The following is an 18,294-nucleotide window of genomic DNA, read 5'->3' as shown; positions in this document are numbered from 1 at the left end:
AAGCAATGAGCGTAGGCTCATTGCTTTTTTTGTTTAACTTGCTTTATCCAAGTCTCTTTTAAAACGTGGTTTCTCTAAATAAGTTCCCAGTCTCCAGACATATTCCACTGGCCCCATTCGGTATTTCTGGAGCCAATAGGTGCTAACGAATAATTGAATCGTATAAATTCCGATGGTTAAAAGAATACCGAAGAAATAGCCGATTTTCCCGTATAAGCCAAATCCATATGCGTAAAAAATGGTTGTTGCGATAATAGATTGCGCTAAGTAATTACTAACGGACATTTTCCCCATGTTCGCCATGTATGTTAGTAGACGGGTTGCTTTTTTGTAATGGAATAATAAAATGATTGTGCTTCCGTAAAAGAAGGTCATAGTTACTGGTGTAAGGCCATCTTGTAACATAATTAAAACCGGGTGTTTTATGAACATAGCTAAGATTTTAATTGTAAAAGAGAAGAGACCGGTGGCAAACCATATTTTTTTGACAGCAGGTATATGTTTACTGACCTCAAATAGCCAGCCTTTTTTCCCTACATACATTCCGAGTAGGAACAGTGGAGACATAAAAATTATTGCGAAAACTGATATAAAAAATAATCCGAATGCACCGTCAATTCCCATGTAATCAAAAGGATTTTCAGTCAATCTAAAGTTGACGTGATCCATATAGCTTCCAGTTTGATGGACTTTATGTTCTTTTTCAGTATAAGGTGCGAAATCATTTATATTTGTAGATGGATCAGTTTGATAAGACATAAGTGTAGTAAGTGCGAGTAGAATAATCGCCCAAATAAGCAAAGTTTTCGGTTTTCGATTGATGAATATCATTAAAAAAATCCCGATTATTCCGTATGCAAATAAAATATCTCCCTCCCAAACAAAAGTGCCATGAATGTAGCCGAGTAGTAAAAGAATGATAATACGTCTTATGTATGTGGGGAAGAATTTTTTTCCTTTTGCGATAATACTTTTTTGTAACAAAATAATGCTAAGCCCAAATAGAAAAGAAAATAGGGATATAAAGTTATGTGTGCCGAAAAATTGAATAAACCAATTAGCGCCTTTATCAAGATCGCCAAATAGATAAGTTGGTTTTTCACTGGTGAAGAACCCAAATTGAATTAATGTCATATTGACTAGTAAAATGCCAAACAAAGCGAAACCACGAATTGCATCAACAGCTTCTACACGTTGATTCATTTTTCCTCTCCTCGTATATTCGTTTTTATATTGAAAATAATACCATTTTATATCTGACACTATGTCAAATATGAGGAAATTTAAGGTGATTTTAAGATAGAGAGCAAACAAAAAAATCACCTTAATACATGTATTAAGGTGATTGAAATATTACTCAGCTGGAGGCGTAAATGTACGTTTCTCTAATTCAGCATCTAGCATAAACAGTGCGTTTGAATCGCTTGTAATACGTTTTAGTTTTTGGATGATGCTATCGAATGAAGCTTCTTCTTCAACTTGTTCGTCAACGAACCATTTTAAGAATGTAATTGTTGCATGTTCACGCTCATCCCAAGCGATATCAGATAAGTTGTAAATACGTTTCGTTACTTCACGCTCGTGCTCAAGTGCGACTTCAAAAGCGTTTAATACAGATTCGTATTCGTTATTCGGATTATCAAATCCAGTAATAATAGCGCGCTCTCCGCGGTCATTAATATAGTTGTAAAGCTTCATTGCGTGGAAACGTTCTTCTTCAGCTTGTACAAGGAAAAAGTTAGCGAATCCATCATAGCTCTCAGCTGTACAGTAAGCAGCCATTGCCATATAAGCATGGGCAGAGTAAAATTCAAAGTTCATTTGTTCATTTAATGCGTCGCGCAATTTTTTTGATAACATAAAATCCCCCTTAGTATTGTGACAAGAATATTATACCATAATTGATAATATTCTCATTTAGATACTTCGAACCTTTTCGAAAGCTTTGTGACGTGTGCGTCCATAATGTCTTGTAGGTCTAAATTATATTTTTGCGAAAGAATAATAAGGTTAGATAGTACATCGCCAAGTTCTTCTTTTAGTTCTTGTTTTAGCTCTTCTTCTGTTTTCGCATCTTCATCAGGGCGATCGCGGCCGATTTCAATAGCACGAACGACTCGTGAAACTTCCCCAACTTCCTCGGTTAAGAAATTTAAGCGAATAAAGGCATTATACTGTGACCAGCTTCGTTTTTCGTAAAATTCCTCAACCCATCTTTGAAATGCAACGATATCCATTTCTTCCTCATCTCCTCAATATGTTGTACAATGTTCATTGTATCATAACAATATATAGTTTCGGGGTGTAGGAATGAGAAAGATTTGTGTGTTTGCAGGTTCTAATTTAGGGGAGAGACCAGAATTCAAAGAGCAGGCAATTCAGTTAGGTAAAATGTTTGTTGAGAACGAGTATGAGCTCGTATACGGTGGTTCATGCGTTGGATTAATGGGAGAAGTAGCAAACGAAGTTCTTCGTTTAGGTGGACGTGTAACAGGTGTTATGCCACGCGGTCTATTCCGAGGAGAAATTGTGCATACAGGATTAACAGAATTAATTGAAGTAGAGACGATGCATGAACGTAAAGCGAAAATGGCAGAGCTTGCAGATGCTTTTATTGCGCTTCCAGGCGGATACGGAACGTTTGAAGAACTATTTGAAGTTGTATGTTGGTCACAAATTGGTATACATAATAAGCCGGTTGGTTTATTAAACATAAAAGGTTTTTACGGACCAATTCTGCAAATGGTTGAACGTGCAGCAGAAGAAGGATTTATGAATCCATCAAATAAAGAATTGATCGTTTCAGCTGAGACGGCAGATAAACTAATTCATGCAATCCAAAATTATGAGCGTCCTGTTTTGGGAACGAAGTGGAAGCAACTATCATAGCAAATACGGAAACACATGTCGTTTTAATTTAAGATGGCATGTGTTTTTAATTTGGTTAAATATGTTAATGTTGAGATGTGATGTTTTTTGGAAAAGGAGAAATTGATGGAGGAGTTTGTGTATTTACGTCCTGTTTTTAAAAGTATTTTAGCAGCGTCTATTCTTGTTATGCTAATCGTTTCAATACAGAAGAAAGAGCTAATTAATGAATTTTCGCTTTGGTTTATTTCGATATTGTGTATCGGTGTTTCGGCGATAACACTCTTTATGATTGGCTTTATTGTTGATGAGTATAATTTGGCTGGAGATCCACAATCGTTTTGTATGTTTATTGCGATTGGTTGTATTAGTGGCCTGAATTTCATTATTTATTACAGAAGGCAATAAAAGAGGCATTCCATATTACTTTGGAATGCCTTTATCATTTTGATTGCTTTGTTTTTTATACAGGTACCAGCCACCCCAGCCGCCACCAATTGCTACGACAACGAGGAAAGCATAGTCTTTAACCTCGACACGTATATTGAAAATATTAGCTATAAGTAAGAGAATCCCAACTGTTATCAACGCAAAAAATGCTCTAATTAAGTAGTCTTTCAACTGAACCACTCCCGTCATTTAAGTAGTAAATGATGAATTTGGAAAAGCTTTTTGGATCTATGATACTAAAGGGTGTTTCCTATATTTTAACATAGATGAGATTGTAATATATTGATAAAAGTAGGGGAGAGGGGCGCTGATATTGTCGTGATTTGTCGGCAAATTGATATCCTTTGTCAAATCGTTGATATATTGCGGGTAATGATTGATATAATGAAAAAATCGTTGATATATTTCGAGTAATGATCGATATATTTGAAAAATCGTTGATATAATTTCGTGTACCGTTAAGTGCGACCATTACATAAAAAAGCGACTCTAAACGAGCCGCTTCTGCTTTAAAGTAATATCCAGCTCCGGTAGCTAGAATGTTCGGTGGCTTCGCTTTTTCCTGCGAGGCAAAGAGCGCCTCTACGTCAAAAGCTCCATCCCCCTCACATTCTGAGCAAGCTACCTCCGCTTTTAGGTGATATCCAGCTCCAGCGGCTAGAATCTCCGGTCATTTCGCTTTCTCGCTCGAAGCAAAAAGCGCTTCAAGGTCGAGAGCTCCAATGCCCTGCGATTCTGAGCAAGCCGCCTCCGCTTTTACATATTATTGATTCAAGAACGCACGTAGCATCCAAGCGTGTTTTTCTAGTTCTGTGTAGATACCTAGTAGTAGGTCAGATGTCATTTCATCGTCAGAATCTTGAGCGATTTCCATGCCTTTTTTCAGTTCGACTAGCATCATTTCGTAGTCTTTCATGATTGCTTCGACCATCCCTTCTGCAGTTTCTCCGTATGCTGCTTCTTGAATAGAAGATAGTTCTAAGTATTCTTTCATTGTTGCTACTGGTTTGCCGCCAATTGCTAAAATACGTTCTGCAATTTCATCGATGTGAGTAGCTGATTCTGTGTAAAGTTCTTCGAATTTCTCGTGTAATGTGAAGAATTGAGGTCCTTTTACATACCAATGGAAGTTGTGAAGTTTTGTGAATAAAACGCTCCAGTCTGCTACTTGTTTGTTTAATACTTCGATTACTTGTTTGTTCATTATGATCAATCTCCTTTTGAGTTGTTATGTGATATCAATTACTAATTTATAATTATTATAATCTAGTAATGTCTATAAATCAACCCTTTTGCTGGAATTAATTTGAACAAATTATGAACTGTTATAAATAAAAGGCCCTATTACGGTGAAGTAATAGGGCCTTTGTTTATTAAACAGCCTTTTGTTTTTCTTCTACATCCTGCCCATCCCAGCACTCTGTATTCTTTAAGCCAGGGATAGAGTTTGCAACGAAGACAGGATCTTTGCCTTGTTTCTTTTGCTTCAAATAGTCTACTAATGCAGCGTAAGCAAATTTGCTAAGGAATGAGATGGCAATTAAGTTTGTGAATACCATTAGTCCCATGAATAAATCAGCTAAACTCCAAACTGTTTTAAGAGCAGCGATTGATCCGAAGAATACCATTCCGACAACTGCAACACGATAAATCATTAACCATGTTTTGCTTTCTTTAATGAATGCGATATTTGTTTCACCATAATAGTAGTTTCCTAGAAGTGAACTGAAAGCGAATAGGAAAATAATAATCGCTAAGAAAGTGCTTGCCCACGGTCCAATTTGTGAACTTAATGCGTTTTGTGTTAATTCGATGCCTTCTAAATTTGATCCTTTGTAAAGTCCAGAACATAATACGATAAATGCTGTTGATGTACATACTAAGAATGTATCTACGAAAACGCCTAACGCTTGAACAAGTCCTTGTTTTACAGGGTGAGATACATCAGATGTTGCGGCTGCATTAGGAGAACTACCCATTCCTGCTTCTGTCGCGAATAAACCGCGCTGAATTCCGAACTTGATTGCGGCTCCAATACCACCAGCGATGGCTTGGTCTAAACCGAATGCACCGTTAAAGATTTCCATGAAAATGCTTGGTAACATACTAAAGTTGTTAATAACGACAAAAATAGCCACGCCGATATAAACGATTGCCATTGGCGGAACAATCATTTCTGTAATACGTGAAATGCTCTTAATACCACCAAAAATAATGACTGCAACTAATAAGGCTAATAGAGCTCCTACGATTGTTCGCTCTAGTCCAAAAGCATTTTCAAACGCTATTGTTACTGTATTCGCTTGTACTGAATTGAAAATTAATCCGTACGCAATTGTAATAAGAAGTGAGAACCAAACACCCATCCAGCGTTTGTTTAATCCTTTTTCCATGTAATATGCCGGCCCACCACGGAACCTGCTACCATCTTTTACTTTATAAATTTGAGCGAGCGTACATTCTACGAAACTAGTAGCTGCTCCGATAATTGCTATAAACCACATCCAAAATATTGCGCCAGGTCCACCCATCGAAATTGCTAATGCCACACCGGCTAAGTTCCCGATACCAATACGTGCGGCTGCACTTAAGCAAAATGCTTGGAATGGGGAGATGCTATCTTTCTTTTTTTCTTTTCGATTAAAGCCTTTACTAATTAAGCTGACCATCTCACTGAAATGAGTAATTTGGACAAATTTTAATTTAAAAGAGAAGTAAAGACCGAAGCCGATTAGCATTGCAATAAGAATATATGACCATAAAATATTATTCGTTACCTCAAGGAATCTGCTAAAGATATCAACCATATAATACACTTCCTTTTTTTCGTAATAAGAAAATTATATGCAAAAAATATACGAGAATCAATTTTTCTAAAAAATCATGTTACTTAAATCATTTTTGTGTTATGATTATGTTACATCGTAATATTTTTAGAATTATTTACATTTTAAAAAACTAAATTTAAAGCGGGAAAGTGGGGATAATTTGAAAGAAGATTCTTTATTGAAAGTAAGTCTTGAGAGTTTGAAAATGAGAAGTAATATATTTTTTATCATTACATCTTTAAGTATCTTTTTAGGGTCCACTTATTATTACAATAAAAGATTTCCAAGTCACAAATATCCTGAGTGGTTAGAATTTCTAAAGTTGATTGGATGAATAAAAGACAGAAAAACAGAAAATTAAAATAAACAAGTTATGGAGGAGCTAAAAATGAATATTAGAGAAAGTGAACTTCCAGGTATTGGTTATAAGTTTCAAATCGTTACGAAAGGTAACGAAAAGATGGTAATTGTCATTCATGATGATGGACGTAGAGAAATGTATCATTTTGATTCAGACCATGAAGAAAGCATCTCAAGTATTTCACTACGTGACTCAGAGGCAAGACAAATCGCAGCAATATTAGGTGGAATGGTATATAAGCCTAGGGCGTTAGAAAATGTTGAGATGGTTTTTGAAGGTTTAGCGATTGAGTGGTTTAAAGTGGAGAATACAGCTCCAGCAATCGGAAAAACAATTGGCGATCTTGAAATAAGAAAAACATATAGCGTAACGATCATCGCAGTTATGAAGAAGAACATGAAGAAGTTATTTAATCCAGGACCAGAAACAGTAATTGAAGAAGGAGATATGCTTGTAGTTTCAGGTGAGAGAGAAGAAATAAAAAAAATCATTAATGAATTACTTTCAAATAGGGGGGACTGATTATATGGATACGTTAATTTTTGAAGTTGGTACAGCTTTAGTTTTAGTGGCAATTGCAGCAGTAATTGCTGGGAAATTTAAATTCTCAGTAATTCCTTTTCTAATCGTTCTTGGAATGTTAGTAGGACCGCATGCACCGACAATAGGTGTTATCGATCTCAAATTTATTGAAAGTGCAAGTGTAATTTCCTTCCTTGGACGAATTGGGGTTCTATTCCTTCTATTCTATCTAGGATTAGAATTTTCAATGAAAAAACTAATTAAATCTGGACGCTCTATTGCGATTGGCGGAACGATTTATATTTTAATTAACTTTTCACTTGGTTTGTTATACGGATTTATAATGGGATTCCCATTACTAGAAATCTTAATTATTGCGGGTATTATTACGATTTCTTCTAGCGCTATCGTTGCTAAAGTGTTAGTGGACTTAAGAAGAACTGGTAATAATGAAACCGAATTAATTTTAGGAATTATTATGTTTGAAGATATATTCCTTGCTGTATATTTATCAGTTGTTTCTGGTTTAGTACTTGGGGATCACGCTTCCTTCTTAGGTGCCCTTACTTCAATTGGAATTGCTTTAGGATATATGCTTCTATTCTTTATAGTAGCTAGAAAGGCTACGCCGTTATTAAATAAATTGCTCAATATTAGCTCAGATGAAATCTTTATTATTGTAGTATTTGCTTCGTTATTCTTCATTGCTGGTTTTTCAGAAACAATTCACGTTGCAGAAGCAATTGGAGCACTTCTACTGGGGTTAGTTTTCTCTGAGACAGAGCATAGTGACCGAATTGAACATCTTGTTGTTCCATTTAGAGACTTTTTCGGAGCTATTTTCTTCTTCAGCTTCGGGTTAAGTATTGATCCATTCTCATTAGGCGGAGCGATATGGTTAACGTTAGGTGCTGTCCTTCTTACGATAATCGGTAACTTTGTAGCAGGGATGATTGCAGGAAGACAAGCTGGATTATCTCATAAAGCATCAACAAATATCGGATTAACAATCGTTTCAAGAGGAGAGTTCTCCATCATTATGGCTAATATCGGTATCGCCGGTGGTTTAATGTCAGTCTTAAAACCATTCTCAGCACTATACGTGCTTATACTATCCATTTTAGGCCCACTTCTGACAAAAGAGTCGAAGAATGTATATAAATTCTTAAATAAAATCTTTAAGTGGGATACGAAAACTAACTAAATTAAAAAAAATAAAAGTACAAGATATTTCCTGCTTGTACTTTTATTTTTGTAATGAAAACAGTAAAGAGAGGTAAATGATGTTAGGAGAGTTGATTCATTCGGTTTTAGTTTTTTTAGAAGGACTTGGTTATTGGGGAATTATGGTTGGATTAATGCTAGAGGTTATTCCAAGTGAAATCGTATTGTCTTATGCGGGTTATTTAGTATCAACAGGAAGCATTACATTTTGGGGCGCTGTCGCGTTCGGTACAATTGGTGGTGTAATTGCACAACTATTCATTTATTGGATTGGTCGATATGGAGGAAGACCTGTTCTTGAGCGATATGGAAAATATATTTTAATTCAGAAGAAACATATTGATTATGCTGAAGATTGGTTTAATCGTTATGGAACTGGCGTTATCTTTACCGCACGTTTTATTCCGGTTGTGCGTCATGCTATTTCAATACCAGCGGGTATTGCGAAAATGTCACATGCTAAGTTTATTACGCTAACTACATTAGCTGTTATTCCGTGGTCCATTGTGTTTGTATATTTAGGTTTTAAATTAGGAACAGAGTGGGAAAGTATTAATAAAGTTGCGGGGCCATATGTGAAATACTTTGCACTTGCTGCTATTGTTTGTGCAATTAGTTATTTTGTATTAAAAAAAATAATGAAAAAAAAGTGATTACAGAAAAGGAATCTATGTCGACGTAGATTCTTTTTTATTGGCATTTTTTCAAGGATGAAAGAATACGTTTAATATTTACCATATTGTGGCATACATATAGAAAAAGGGTGCTTGGAAAGGGGAATAAAGAGAAATGGAACTCCAGTTTGAAAATGTATATCAACAGGTAGAGAATTGGTATGTGTTGGATTCGGAGCTTCCTTGGGATGTCAAAAAGTTGAGAGAGGATTTGTTTTCTCTTATTGAAGTATGTAAAACGCCCGTTATTTTTTGTGATACGTGTGATGCAAACGATGTGCTTCTATCATTAGGAGAAGAGGAAGAAGAGTTCCTATTCCCAGTAGGTGGTTTTTATCATAAAGAAAAGCAATTAATTTTCGTTTGTATATGGGAAGAGTATGAGCAAGTTCTCAGAACGCTACTGCATGAATTCCGCCATGCGATGCAGCATAAGAGAGATATATTGTATGTGGGAAGTGAACGGTACGAAGAGCGGTGGATTGAAAAAGATGCGAGGAAGTTCGCGGAGAGGAAATTGGATGAATATAAGAGTAGAAAGTTAATGTAAAGCATAGTGGAGAAATAGCGCTGTGCTTTCTTTTTACTTATTAAAAATAAGTATTTGACTTTTATAAAGTTTAGTTCTAAACTAATGGTATGAAACGAGCGAGGTGATGAAATGAAAACAGAAGATAGACTAGGGCTACTATTATGGTTTCGTTTATCACGTTTTTATAATAAGAGTATTCGTGAGACGAATCAGCATTTGAAGAAATGGAATGTATCTGCCGCCCAGTTTGATGTGTTAGCTCAAGTTGGAGGACATGATCGTTTAACGCAGCAAGAACTTGGAAATAAGCTATTTGTTACGAAAGGAAATGTAACGCAGCTTTTAAATAAAATGGAGCAGCTTGAGTGGATTTCGCGTGAACAAGAGGGTACTACGAAATATATTTCTTTAACAGAAAAGGGAAGAGCTTTATATGAGGAAATCGTCCCACCTCAAGAAACGTTCCAAGCAGAGAAGTTTCATAATTTAAATATAGAGGAACAAAAGCAATTATTAACACTACTAAAAAAGTTACAGTAAGAAAAAATTTTAAAATAAATCTCGAATTCGAGATAGTATGAGGTGAAGGCTATGTTTAGAAAAGTTGATCATAAAAATATGGGCAGAGCAAATCATGGCTGGTTAAATACACATTTTCATTTCTCTTTTGCTAATTATTATAACCCAAATAACATGAACTTCGGAGCGTTACGTGTTATTAATGATGATCTAGTAGCGGCACAAACTGGTTTTGATATGCATCCGCACCGTGATATGGAGATTATTTCTTACGTTGTAGATGGTGCTTTAACACACGAAGACAGCATGGGAAATCGCGGAACGATTGAGCGTGGACATGTTCAATATATGAGTGCTGGCACGGGTGTATTTCATAGCGAGCATAATTTAGGCAATGAAACGCTGCGTTTATTACAAATTTGGATTTTACCAGACCGTGCGGATCATAAACCAAACTATGGTGAGTTTAAATTTGATTGGAGCAAGCGCGAAAATGAATGGTTCCATATGGTATCTTCAGTAGAAGGAAATGCACCAATTCAAATTCACCAAGATGCGAATTTATACTCCTTATCATTAGAGGCTGGAAAAGAAATTCATTTTCCAGTGAAAGAAGGCCGTCAATTGTACCTTGTACAAATTGAAGGAAGCAGTGTAATCAATGGTGAAAATCTTGTTATGCGTGATGCAGCAGAAGCGGTAGAAGATATTCACATTCAAGCGAAAGAGCAATCACACTATTTAGCAATTGAATTGAAAAAACAATAAAAGGTTTATAGAAAAGAGGACATCCGATAGATGTCCTCTTTTTTGATTGGAATTGTCTGAAAAATGTTTCTCAATTTTTTGGTAGAGGTATCGGTTGTAAAAATCAGAATTTTATAAAAGTGTCAAAAATCTTTATGGGAATGGGGAATGTTATAGTGAAAAAGCAAGTCATTTCATCAGCATTAGCGTTAACTGTTATCGCCGGGGGATTTGGAGCGTTTGGGGCAACGACAACGAAAGCGGAAGAACAAAAAATTCAATATCATCAAGAATTTAAAACACCTGCATACATAGGTGAAGAATGGAAAGCACCGGAAGGGCTAGATAAAAAAGAGACGGTCTTTCAATACTTAGAGAGTAAGAAAGATATGTTTAAATTAGCAGGAAATATTGAAAAGCATTTTAATATCGTTGGGGAAGAAAAAGACGCTGAATCTGATACGACACATGTAAAGCTAGTTGAGAAACATAATAACATTCCTGTGTACGGTTCTGATCAAACTGTTACACTTGATAAAGAGAATAATGTAAAAGCATTCTTCGGACAAGTTATTCCGAATTTAGATGATAAAAATATTCCTGCAGCTGCAAGCATTACTGCGGAACAAGCAGAAACAATTGCTAAGGCAGATATTGAGAAAGAAATTGGTAAAGTAAAGAGTTATGACGGTGTGAAAAAAGATTTATTTGTATATGAAAAGGAAGGTAATTACTACCTTGCATACTTAGTTAAGGCATCGATTTCAAAACCAGCTCCAGGGTATTGGCATTATTTTGTTGATGCAACAAATGGAAAAGTTATTGAGAAATATAATGCTGTAGATCACGTTACAGGGTTTGGCTACGGAGTATTAGGTGCTAGACAATCATTTGAAATTGCTCAAGATGAGAAAACAGGAGCATTCAATTTATTTGATGGTAAGCGTGGACAAGGTGTTCATACATTTGATGCAGAAAATATGGATGAAAACTTGTTTAATTTATTCTCACAATGGCTTGGATATACAGGCGAAGAAGTTGAAAGTAAATCTAAGTTCTTCGAGGATAAAGCTGCAGTCGATGCGCATGTAAATGCAGGAAAAGTATATGATTACTACAAAAAGACATTTAATCGTAACTCTTTCGATGATAAAGGTGCGAAGCTTATTTCTACTGTTCACGTAGGGGAGAGCTGGAATAACGCAGCTTGGAATGGTGTGCAAATGATGTATGGTGATGGCGATGGAAAAACATTCATTCCATTATCTGCGGGACTTGATGTTATCGGTCATGAATTAACGCATGCTGTAACTGAACATACAGCAAACCTTGTTTACAAAAATGAGTCAGGGGCGTTAAATGAATCATTATCTGACATTATGGGTGTTATGGTTGAGAAGAAGAGCTGGGATTTAGGTGCTGATATTTATACACCTGATAAACCTGGTGATGCACTTCGTTCACTAAAAGATCCGGCATCTATTCCAAACCCATTAAAACCAAGTGAAGGTTACCCAGATCACTATAGTAAACGTTATACTGGAACAGCTGATAATGGCGGCGTTCATATTAACAGTAGTATTAATAATAAAGCTGCTTATTTAGTATCTGAAGGCGGAGATCATTACGGCGTGAAAGTAACTGGAGTGGGCCGTGAAGCGACAGAAAAAATTTACTACCGCGCTCTTACGAAATATTTAACTGCAAACTCTGACTTCAAAATGATGCGTCAAGCTGCTCTTCAGTCAGCTGAAGATTTATATGGTAAAAACTCTAAAGCTGTACAAGCTGTAACGAAAGCTTATGATGCAGTAGGCGTAAAATAATAAGAGAAAAAAACCTGACTAGAGTGTCAGGTTTTTTTTCTTTATCCAGCTAGTCGCGAATACCTAATGCGATTTTCGCCATACGTGACATACGTTCTTTCGACCACGGTGGATTCCAAACGACATTTACTTCTATTTCATTGACTTCAGGTACGTTCGTTGATAATACTTTTTTAACGTCTGATACGATTTGCCCAGCCATTGGACAACCGATAGAAGTCATAGTCATCGTAATGACAGCATTATTATTTTCATCTGCTGTAACATCATACACTAATCCAAGATTAACGATATCAACACCTAGTTCAGGGTCAATAACAGCTTCTAAATTGGCAAATAATTTATTTTCAAATGCTTCTTGTGACATAAGCAGCCCCTCCTACATTTTAATGATATCGATTCTCATTATAACGGAAATGAGCATAATGTGCAGGAAATGAGCTCAAAAAAATATCCCTCTTTGAAAGAGGGATATTTTTTTGAAAATCTATTCTGTTTTAAAATGAGATACGAGTTGATCTAACTCTTCAACTGTTTGTTTCATTTTTCCAGCAGTTACTGTCATTTCATTCATAACGATAACTTTCTGTTCAGCAGATTGTGCCGTTGCGGCGGTTTCGCTGGATACTTCAGTCGAGATAGAAGCGATGTTATTAAGTGAAGCGTTCATTTCTTCAGCACTTGCAGCCATCTCTTCAGCAGTTGCTGATATATCTTGCATTTGAGTAGATACTTTATTTACTTGTTCTACAATTGTTGAGAAAGAAGTACCAGCTTCACGAATAACATTAATGCCTTCAAATGCTTCAGAACGGCCTTGAGACATCATAGAGCTAGCAGTTTCTGTATCATTTTGAATTTGATGTAGTAATTGATTAATGTCTGTTGCAGCTGTTTTAGATTGTTCAGCAAGTTTTCGAACTTCGTCAGCTACGACAGCAAATCCTTTTCCTTGCTCGCCAGCACGAGCTGCCTCAATAGAAGCATTTAAAGCAAGTAAGTTTGTTTGCTCAGCAATATTAGAAATAGATTGTACAGCAGTATCAATATATTTCGTATGAGTGATTAGACGTTCAACCACTTCTGACGTAGCATTTACAGCTTCGTGTATCGTTGTCATTTGTGAAACAGATTTTTGGATAACGGTACTTCCATCGCTAGCATGTTCAGATGTGGCAACAGCAAGTTCCGCTACAGATGAAGCAGATTCAGCAATACGCTGAACACTTACTGCCATATCGTCCATTGCAGTTGAACTTTCTTCCATACTAGAAGTTTGTGATTGAATACTTGCATTTAAGTTAGACATCGAGCTTTGGACTCTTACTGTCGCCTCACGTGATGTATTCGTTTTTTCTAGCATATTTTCAGAAGCAGTTTGTACTTCCACTGATGTTTTTTGAACACGATTAATGATATGTTGTAGGTTTTCTAACATTTTATTAAATGATGCTGCGATAGCACCGATTTCATCGTTGCTATTTACTTGTAGACGTGCCGTTAAGTCACCTTCTTGAGAGGCTAATTCTTTTAGTTTCGTGTCAATTTGTTGAATCGGTTTCACAAGTTTACCAGAGAACCACCATGCAAGAATAATTGCAGCGACAATACAAATAACAAGTGATAAGAAAATAACATATTCGATTAAGAGTGCAGATTGGTCAATTTTTTCAATAGATTGTTCACGTAATTTAGCTTGTTCATTACTGTAATTTGTGAAGTCACCAATTACTTTATAGACAGTTCCGTTCTCTGAAGAAGCTACTTGTAAAGCTTCTTCCCATTTTTGTTCTTTTGCAAGAGTGAATACTTTTTCTTCAACGAACTTTCTCCAAGTAGACCCTAATTCCATTGTGCTTTTTACGGACGAAGAAGCATTTGGATTAGAAAGAAGTTTATCTTTTGAATCCTCAAGACGTTTACTCATCTCATTAAACTTGTCTAATTCGACTTGATCATGTTGTAGTAAATAACCTCTTAAAGCAGAGAGCTGTACTTGATAAGCGTCTCCACGTTCTTTCAATTCTGTTGCCAGTGGAGAAATTTCTTTTTGTAATGTTTCAGCTTTACGAGATTGGTCGATAGCAAAAAATAAAATAAAAGCTAAGGCGATACCAAATAAAGCGCAAATCGTTCCCATCATGAACATAAGTTTTTTTCTGATACTTACAAAATTCATATGATAAAAAGCCTCCTTTGTGAAATCTTAGTATTAGAATTAATTAATGTAAAAAATTGAAAGAAAGCTTTACTCCAGTTGGAATAAAGCTTTCTTATTTCCTTTAGGAATTATAGCAGACGGAATGAGAGATAGAAAGAGATATTTTAAAGTGAAAAAAGAGAGACTGTAAAACTTTCTTTCTTATACCTTTGAGCTTGTGTCATTTTCACTTTAAGCGTTTGTTTTGAAATGAGAAACGAGAACTTCAAGTTCTTGTACGATTGTTTTCATTTCAGATGATTTGTTAGCCACGATACTCATTTTGTTTACTTGATCACCAGCCGAATGTGCTGTTTGTGATGTTTCTGCAGCAACTTCATTTGAAATAGAAGCGATATTATTTAAAGCTGCGTTCATTTCTTCAGAGCTTGCAGCCATCTCTTCAGCAGTTGCAGACATTTCTTGCATTTGCGTAGAGACTTTGTTAATGTGGTTAACAATTTCTGAGAATGAAGATCCAGCGGTACGAATAACCGTAATTCCTTCAGAAGCCTCTGCTTGACCTTGTGTCATCATGTCATTTGCTATTTTTGTATCAGTTTGAATTTGATGCAGTAAATGGTTAATGTCAGTTGCGGCTAGTTGAGATTGTTCAGCAAGTTTTCTAACTTCATCGGCAACAACAGCGAATCCTTTTCCGTGTTCACCAGCACGAGCTGCTTCAATAGAAGCATTTAAAGCAAGTAAATTTGTTTGTTCGGCGATATTCGAAATAGATTGAAGTGCAGTATCGATATGATTTGTATGTGTAATGAGTCGCTCAACTACTTGTGATGTAGCGTTAACGGCTTCGTTAATTGTATGCATTTGTGTAATAGATTTCTCAATGACTTTATTCCCATTATCTGCTTTTTCTGAAGTTGTGACAGCTAAACTAGTAACAGAAGAGGCGGACTCAGCGATACGCTGAACACTCGTTGCCATGTCATCCATTGCGGTTGAACTTTCTTCAATGCTAGAAACTTGTGAACGAATATTGTGTTCAAGAGCATTCATAGTTTCTTGGGTCCTTGCGGTATTTTCCATAGAAGCGGTTGTTTCAATAAATACATTTTCGGAAGCTTCTTTTACACTTGTTGATGTTTGTTGAACTTGTTTTATTATATGCTGTAAGTTAGTGAGCATTTGATTAAAGGAATTTGCAATGTCACCAATTTCATCTTTACTCGTTACGTGTAATCTAGCCGTTAAATCTCCATCTTGAGAAGCTAATTCTTTTAACTTCTCATCAATTTGTCGAATTGGTTTAACGAGTTTACCAGAGAACCACCATGCTAATAAAATAGACGTTAATGTACATGTAATGAGTGAGAAGAAAATAATATATTGAATAAGTGATGAAGAAGACTCGACATCAGCAATTAATGCGTCACGTTTCTCATTTTCTTCATTTGTATATTTATTAAAACGACCTAAAAGATCATTTACATAATCTGTTTGTGCTAAAGCAATTCTAGATGCTTCGTCCCATTTTCCTTCACGCGCAAGAGGGAGTACCTCATTATCTATGACGCTACGCCATTTTCCTCCCATTAAAATGGCTTCTTTCATTCCTTCTGGGAGCTTTTTGTCACTTGTTACTTTCTCTCTAGTATCAGCTAATTTTTTCCCTTCTCGGTTGAACTTATCTAATCCTTTTTGATCATGTGATAGCAAATATTCTTGTAAACCAGCAACTTGTCCTTGGAACCAATCGCCACGTTCTTTTAAAATCGTCGCTCTTTTCGATACATCATTTTTTAACGTTTCGATTTCACTTGCTTGATTCATGGCGAATGAAAGAATAACAATAAGAGCAATGCTAAATAAAGAAGAAATGCTTAAGAGTGTGAACAGTAGTTTTTTTCGAATACTAACATATTTCATAGTTACCCCTACCCTCATTTAAACTGTTTATTATGATTTATAGATATTTAAAACGAAATTAATAAAAACATTATTATGAAGTTATTAATCTGTTCAATAAAAATTATAGCAGATAATGGAAGGAGTCAGATTGGTATTAGAAAAAGTTCTTAAAATGTATACATTTGCATATCATAAAATTCATAAATAAATATTAGAAATGCTATTGAAATTTGAAATGACATCATGTATACTTTTAATTAGTTGATAACGATTATCAGTATCAACTAAAAAACATTACTCTTCGTTATGTTGGTCATACCCCTTTTTGACGACGTAAGTCAGAGACGAAATGTTGAAATATCTTGTGTCCTATTCTACAGAATTATGGTAATCTCCAACCTCAACTTATATGCGTGAGCATGCAAAAAGGATCCTATCCGTGAAGGGATCCTTTTTTGCATGCTGTCGCAATTATTGTATATAGACCAGGGATACGTTCTTCGATTCCTTCTGGTGCAGTAGAAGGGAAGACCCATCTTTGATGAGATCCATGTTCTTCAACTAGTTTTTCAATTTTAAAACGTTCTTCCGCAAGTGTTGTAATGATTTCTCCTAGCGTCCAGCGACGGATGGCTGTTTTAGGTAGCGATTCTTTCTGTGCTTCTGTAAGAAGGATGCTATAAGCAACATCATCTTCAATTAATTCTTCATCGAAATAATTTCCACTTGCTCGAAATGATGGATGGTCTACTCCTAATAGCTTTGTGTATATTGGATGGTAATCGCGAAGGATAAGTATCCCACCTGGCTTTAGTAGTTGAGAAATTTTTTTGAAAAGTGGTTTTAAATCTAGAAAGTAATGAAGTACACCAAGCTCCAGTAATACGATATCAAATGACTCGGAGAGATTTACATCTAGTACATCAGAAACGATGTAATGAATAGAGACGTCTGCGGCGGCAGCAAGTTCATTTGCATATTTTGCATTACTTGCTGAAATATCAACAACTGTTACGTCAGAGCCTAAAAGGGCGAGAGCAACAGCTTTATTTCCTTTTGAGCCGAGTAAATTAATAATACATTTTCCTTTTGGAGATTGTATGTAAGGTAAATAATGTGCTACTTCGCGTGTGGGATCTTCCATGATTTTTTTCGCATAATCCTCCGGTGCCCCATGGCGATTCGTCCAAGCTTCATAAGCAGCTGTATTCCAGCTTTTTTCATTTATAGTGCTTAGTTGTTTTTGGTTCAATGTTATCACTCCTTTTGTGAACGTATAGGTATTCGGCGGGAGGATGGGATTTCCTTTTCGTTCCGGATAAAAGTTTGATTTTTCTGTGATTAAGTCGTAAAATACTTGTTATACGTAAAAGCGTTGAAAAGGAAAAGTAGGATGAACACATTCTTTCCAGAGAGCTTCGGTAGCTGAGAAGAAGCAAGAATATTCATTTGAACAATGGCCTTTGAGCTTCGTCCTGAACTTATCAAATGATAATAGTAGGCGGCGACGAGAGTTGGTACTCGTTATCAAAACCACAGTATAAGAGCATAGAGCTCCGTACTTGTTAAGGCTAATTATGTGAGTGATTGGCGAAATAAGGTGGTACCGCGACTGTTTATACAGCCCCGCCCTTATCTTTTTTAAGATAGGGGCGGGGCTTTTTATATTTTAAA

19 protein-coding genes and 1 other annotated feature are annotated in these 18,294 nt (G+C 36.0%); of the genes, 9 read left to right on the top strand and 10 right to left on the bottom strand.

All coding sequences use genetic code 11. From position 1 onward, the window contains the following. Nucleotides 1–33: 33 nt before the first annotated feature. From BUA87_RS22685 to BUA87_RS22675, 3 genes are all read right to left on the bottom strand, one after another. Nucleotides 34–1,203 carry a DUF418 domain-containing protein gene (locus BUA87_RS22685; RefSeq protein WP_071731072.1) on the bottom strand — a complete coding sequence of 390 codons (1,170 nt, stop codon included), beginning with the start codon at nucleotides 1,201–1,203 and terminating at the stop codon, nucleotides 34–36. A gap of 150 nt (nucleotides 1,204–1,353) precedes the next feature. Beyond that, nucleotides 1,354–1,860 carry a ferritin gene (locus BUA87_RS22680; protein ID WP_065229528.1) on the bottom strand — a complete coding sequence of 169 codons (507 nt, stop codon included), beginning with the start codon at nucleotides 1,858–1,860 and terminating at the stop codon, nucleotides 1,354–1,356. A gap of 53 nt (nucleotides 1,861–1,913) precedes the next feature. Further along, nucleotides 1,914–2,237: a MazG nucleotide pyrophosphohydrolase domain-containing protein gene (locus BUA87_RS22675; protein WP_065229527.1), complete on the bottom strand. Its 324-nt coding sequence runs from the start codon at nucleotides 2,235–2,237 to the stop codon at nucleotides 1,914–1,916. An 88-nt stretch (nucleotides 2,238–2,325) separates the two neighbouring features. Here BUA87_RS22675 and BUA87_RS22670 point away from each other — a divergent pair, with 88 nt between their 5' ends. Both BUA87_RS22670 and BUA87_RS22665 read left to right on the top strand, forming a co-directional pair. Continuing rightward, nucleotides 2,326–2,889 (top strand): LOG family protein, encoded by a 564-nt coding sequence (locus BUA87_RS22670; RefSeq protein ID WP_002094193.1) that lies wholly within the window; start codon nucleotides 2,326–2,328, stop codon nucleotides 2,887–2,889. 105 nt (nucleotides 2,890–2,994) lie between these two features. Next, a complete protein-coding gene (locus BUA87_RS22665; RefSeq protein ID WP_016513205.1) occupies nucleotides 2,995–3,276 on the top strand; it encodes a hypothetical protein in 282 nt (93 codons plus the stop codon). A 15-nt stretch (nucleotides 3,277–3,291) separates the two neighbouring features. Here BUA87_RS22665 and BUA87_RS22660 read toward each other — a convergent pair whose 3' ends face one another. The 3 genes from BUA87_RS22660 to BUA87_RS22650 form a co-directional block, all read right to left on the bottom strand. After that, nucleotides 3,292–3,489, bottom strand: a complete 198-nt coding sequence (locus BUA87_RS22660) for a hypothetical protein (protein WP_000656312.1) — start codon at nucleotides 3,487–3,489, stop codon at nucleotides 3,292–3,294. Nucleotides 3,490–4,081: 592 nt separating this feature from the next. After that, nucleotides 4,082–4,522 (bottom strand): Dps family protein, encoded by a 441-nt coding sequence (locus BUA87_RS22655; protein ID WP_001041895.1) that lies wholly within the window; start codon nucleotides 4,520–4,522, stop codon nucleotides 4,082–4,084. 169 nt (nucleotides 4,523–4,691) lie between these two features. Next, nucleotides 4,692–6,125: an alanine/glycine:cation symporter family protein gene (locus tag BUA87_RS22650; protein WP_000227586.1), complete on the bottom strand. Its 1,434-nt coding sequence runs from the start codon at nucleotides 6,123–6,125 to the stop codon at nucleotides 4,692–4,694. Between the two features lie 409 nt (nucleotides 6,126–6,534). On the opposite strand from BUA87_RS22650, the gene BUA87_RS22645 reads away from it, so the two are divergent. The 7 genes from BUA87_RS22645 to nprB all read left to right on the top strand — a co-directional run bounded on the left by BUA87_RS22645 (nucleotide 6,535) and on the right by nprB (nucleotide 12,551). Continuing rightward, a complete protein-coding gene (locus tag BUA87_RS22645; RefSeq protein WP_001026075.1) occupies nucleotides 6,535–7,029 on the top strand; it encodes a cation:proton antiporter regulatory subunit in 495 nt (164 codons plus the stop codon). A 4-nt stretch (nucleotides 7,030–7,033) separates the two neighbouring features. Continuing rightward, on the top strand, nucleotides 7,034–8,233 hold the full coding sequence (locus BUA87_RS22640; protein ID WP_000380223.1) for a cation:proton antiporter: 1,200 nt from the start codon (nucleotides 7,034–7,036) through the stop codon (nucleotides 8,231–8,233). A gap of 79 nt (nucleotides 8,234–8,312) precedes the next feature. Further along, nucleotides 8,313–8,906 (top strand): undecaprenyl phosphate transporter UptA, encoded by a 594-nt coding sequence (locus tag BUA87_RS22635; protein WP_072940886.1) that lies wholly within the window; start codon nucleotides 8,313–8,315, stop codon nucleotides 8,904–8,906. A gap of 136 nt (nucleotides 8,907–9,042) precedes the next feature. After that, nucleotides 9,043–9,477, top strand: coding sequence for a DUF3920 family protein (locus BUA87_RS22630; protein ID WP_000422785.1), 435 nt, complete (start codon nucleotides 9,043–9,045; stop codon nucleotides 9,475–9,477). 111 nt (nucleotides 9,478–9,588) lie between these two features. Further along, a complete protein-coding gene (locus tag BUA87_RS22625; protein WP_000845480.1) occupies nucleotides 9,589–9,999 on the top strand; it encodes a MarR family winged helix-turn-helix transcriptional regulator in 411 nt (136 codons plus the stop codon). A gap of 51 nt (nucleotides 10,000–10,050) precedes the next feature. Then, nucleotides 10,051–10,746 carry a pirin family protein gene (locus tag BUA87_RS22620; protein ID WP_000488934.1) on the top strand — a complete coding sequence of 232 codons (696 nt, stop codon included), beginning with the start codon at nucleotides 10,051–10,053 and terminating at the stop codon, nucleotides 10,744–10,746. Nucleotides 10,747–10,901: 155 nt separating this feature from the next. After that, nucleotides 10,902–12,551 carry a neutral protease NprB gene (gene nprB, locus BUA87_RS22615; protein ID WP_065229524.1) on the top strand — a complete coding sequence of 550 codons (1,650 nt, stop codon included), beginning with the start codon at nucleotides 10,902–10,904 and terminating at the stop codon, nucleotides 12,549–12,551. Between the two features lie 49 nt (nucleotides 12,552–12,600). Here nprB and BUA87_RS22610 read toward each other — a convergent pair whose 3' ends face one another. The 4 genes from BUA87_RS22610 to BUA87_RS22595 all read right to left on the bottom strand — a co-directional run bounded on the left by BUA87_RS22610 (nucleotide 12,601) and on the right by BUA87_RS22595 (nucleotide 17,872). Continuing rightward, a complete protein-coding gene (locus tag BUA87_RS22610; protein ID WP_000076418.1) occupies nucleotides 12,601–12,918 on the bottom strand; it encodes a metal-sulfur cluster assembly factor in 318 nt (105 codons plus the stop codon). 120 nt (nucleotides 12,919–13,038) lie between these two features. Next, nucleotides 13,039–14,730 carry a methyl-accepting chemotaxis protein gene (locus BUA87_RS22605; protein ID WP_016513203.1) on the bottom strand — a complete coding sequence of 564 codons (1,692 nt, stop codon included), beginning with the start codon at nucleotides 14,728–14,730 and terminating at the stop codon, nucleotides 13,039–13,041. Nucleotides 14,731–14,943: 213 nt separating this feature from the next. Further along, entirely contained in the window at nucleotides 14,944–16,638 is a 1,695-nt protein-coding gene (locus tag BUA87_RS22600; protein WP_016513202.1) for a methyl-accepting chemotaxis protein, read from the bottom strand. A gap of 415 nt (nucleotides 16,639–17,053) precedes the next feature. Further along, nucleotides 17,054–17,872 (bottom strand): class I SAM-dependent methyltransferase, encoded by an 819-nt coding sequence (locus tag BUA87_RS22595; RefSeq protein WP_001072258.1) that lies wholly within the window; start codon nucleotides 17,870–17,872, stop codon nucleotides 17,054–17,056. 114 nt (nucleotides 17,873–17,986) lie between these two features. Next, nucleotides 17,987–18,257, top strand: a binding site (T-box leader). Nucleotides 18,258–18,294 lie beyond the last annotated feature (37 nt).

The organism is Bacillus sp. bc15 (assembly GCF_900142585.1).
GTDB classification, from domain to species: Bacteria; Bacillota; Bacilli; order Bacillales; family Bacillaceae_G; genus Bacillus_A; species Bacillus_A cereus.
This window is presented reverse-complemented; position numbering and strand designations above follow the sequence as displayed.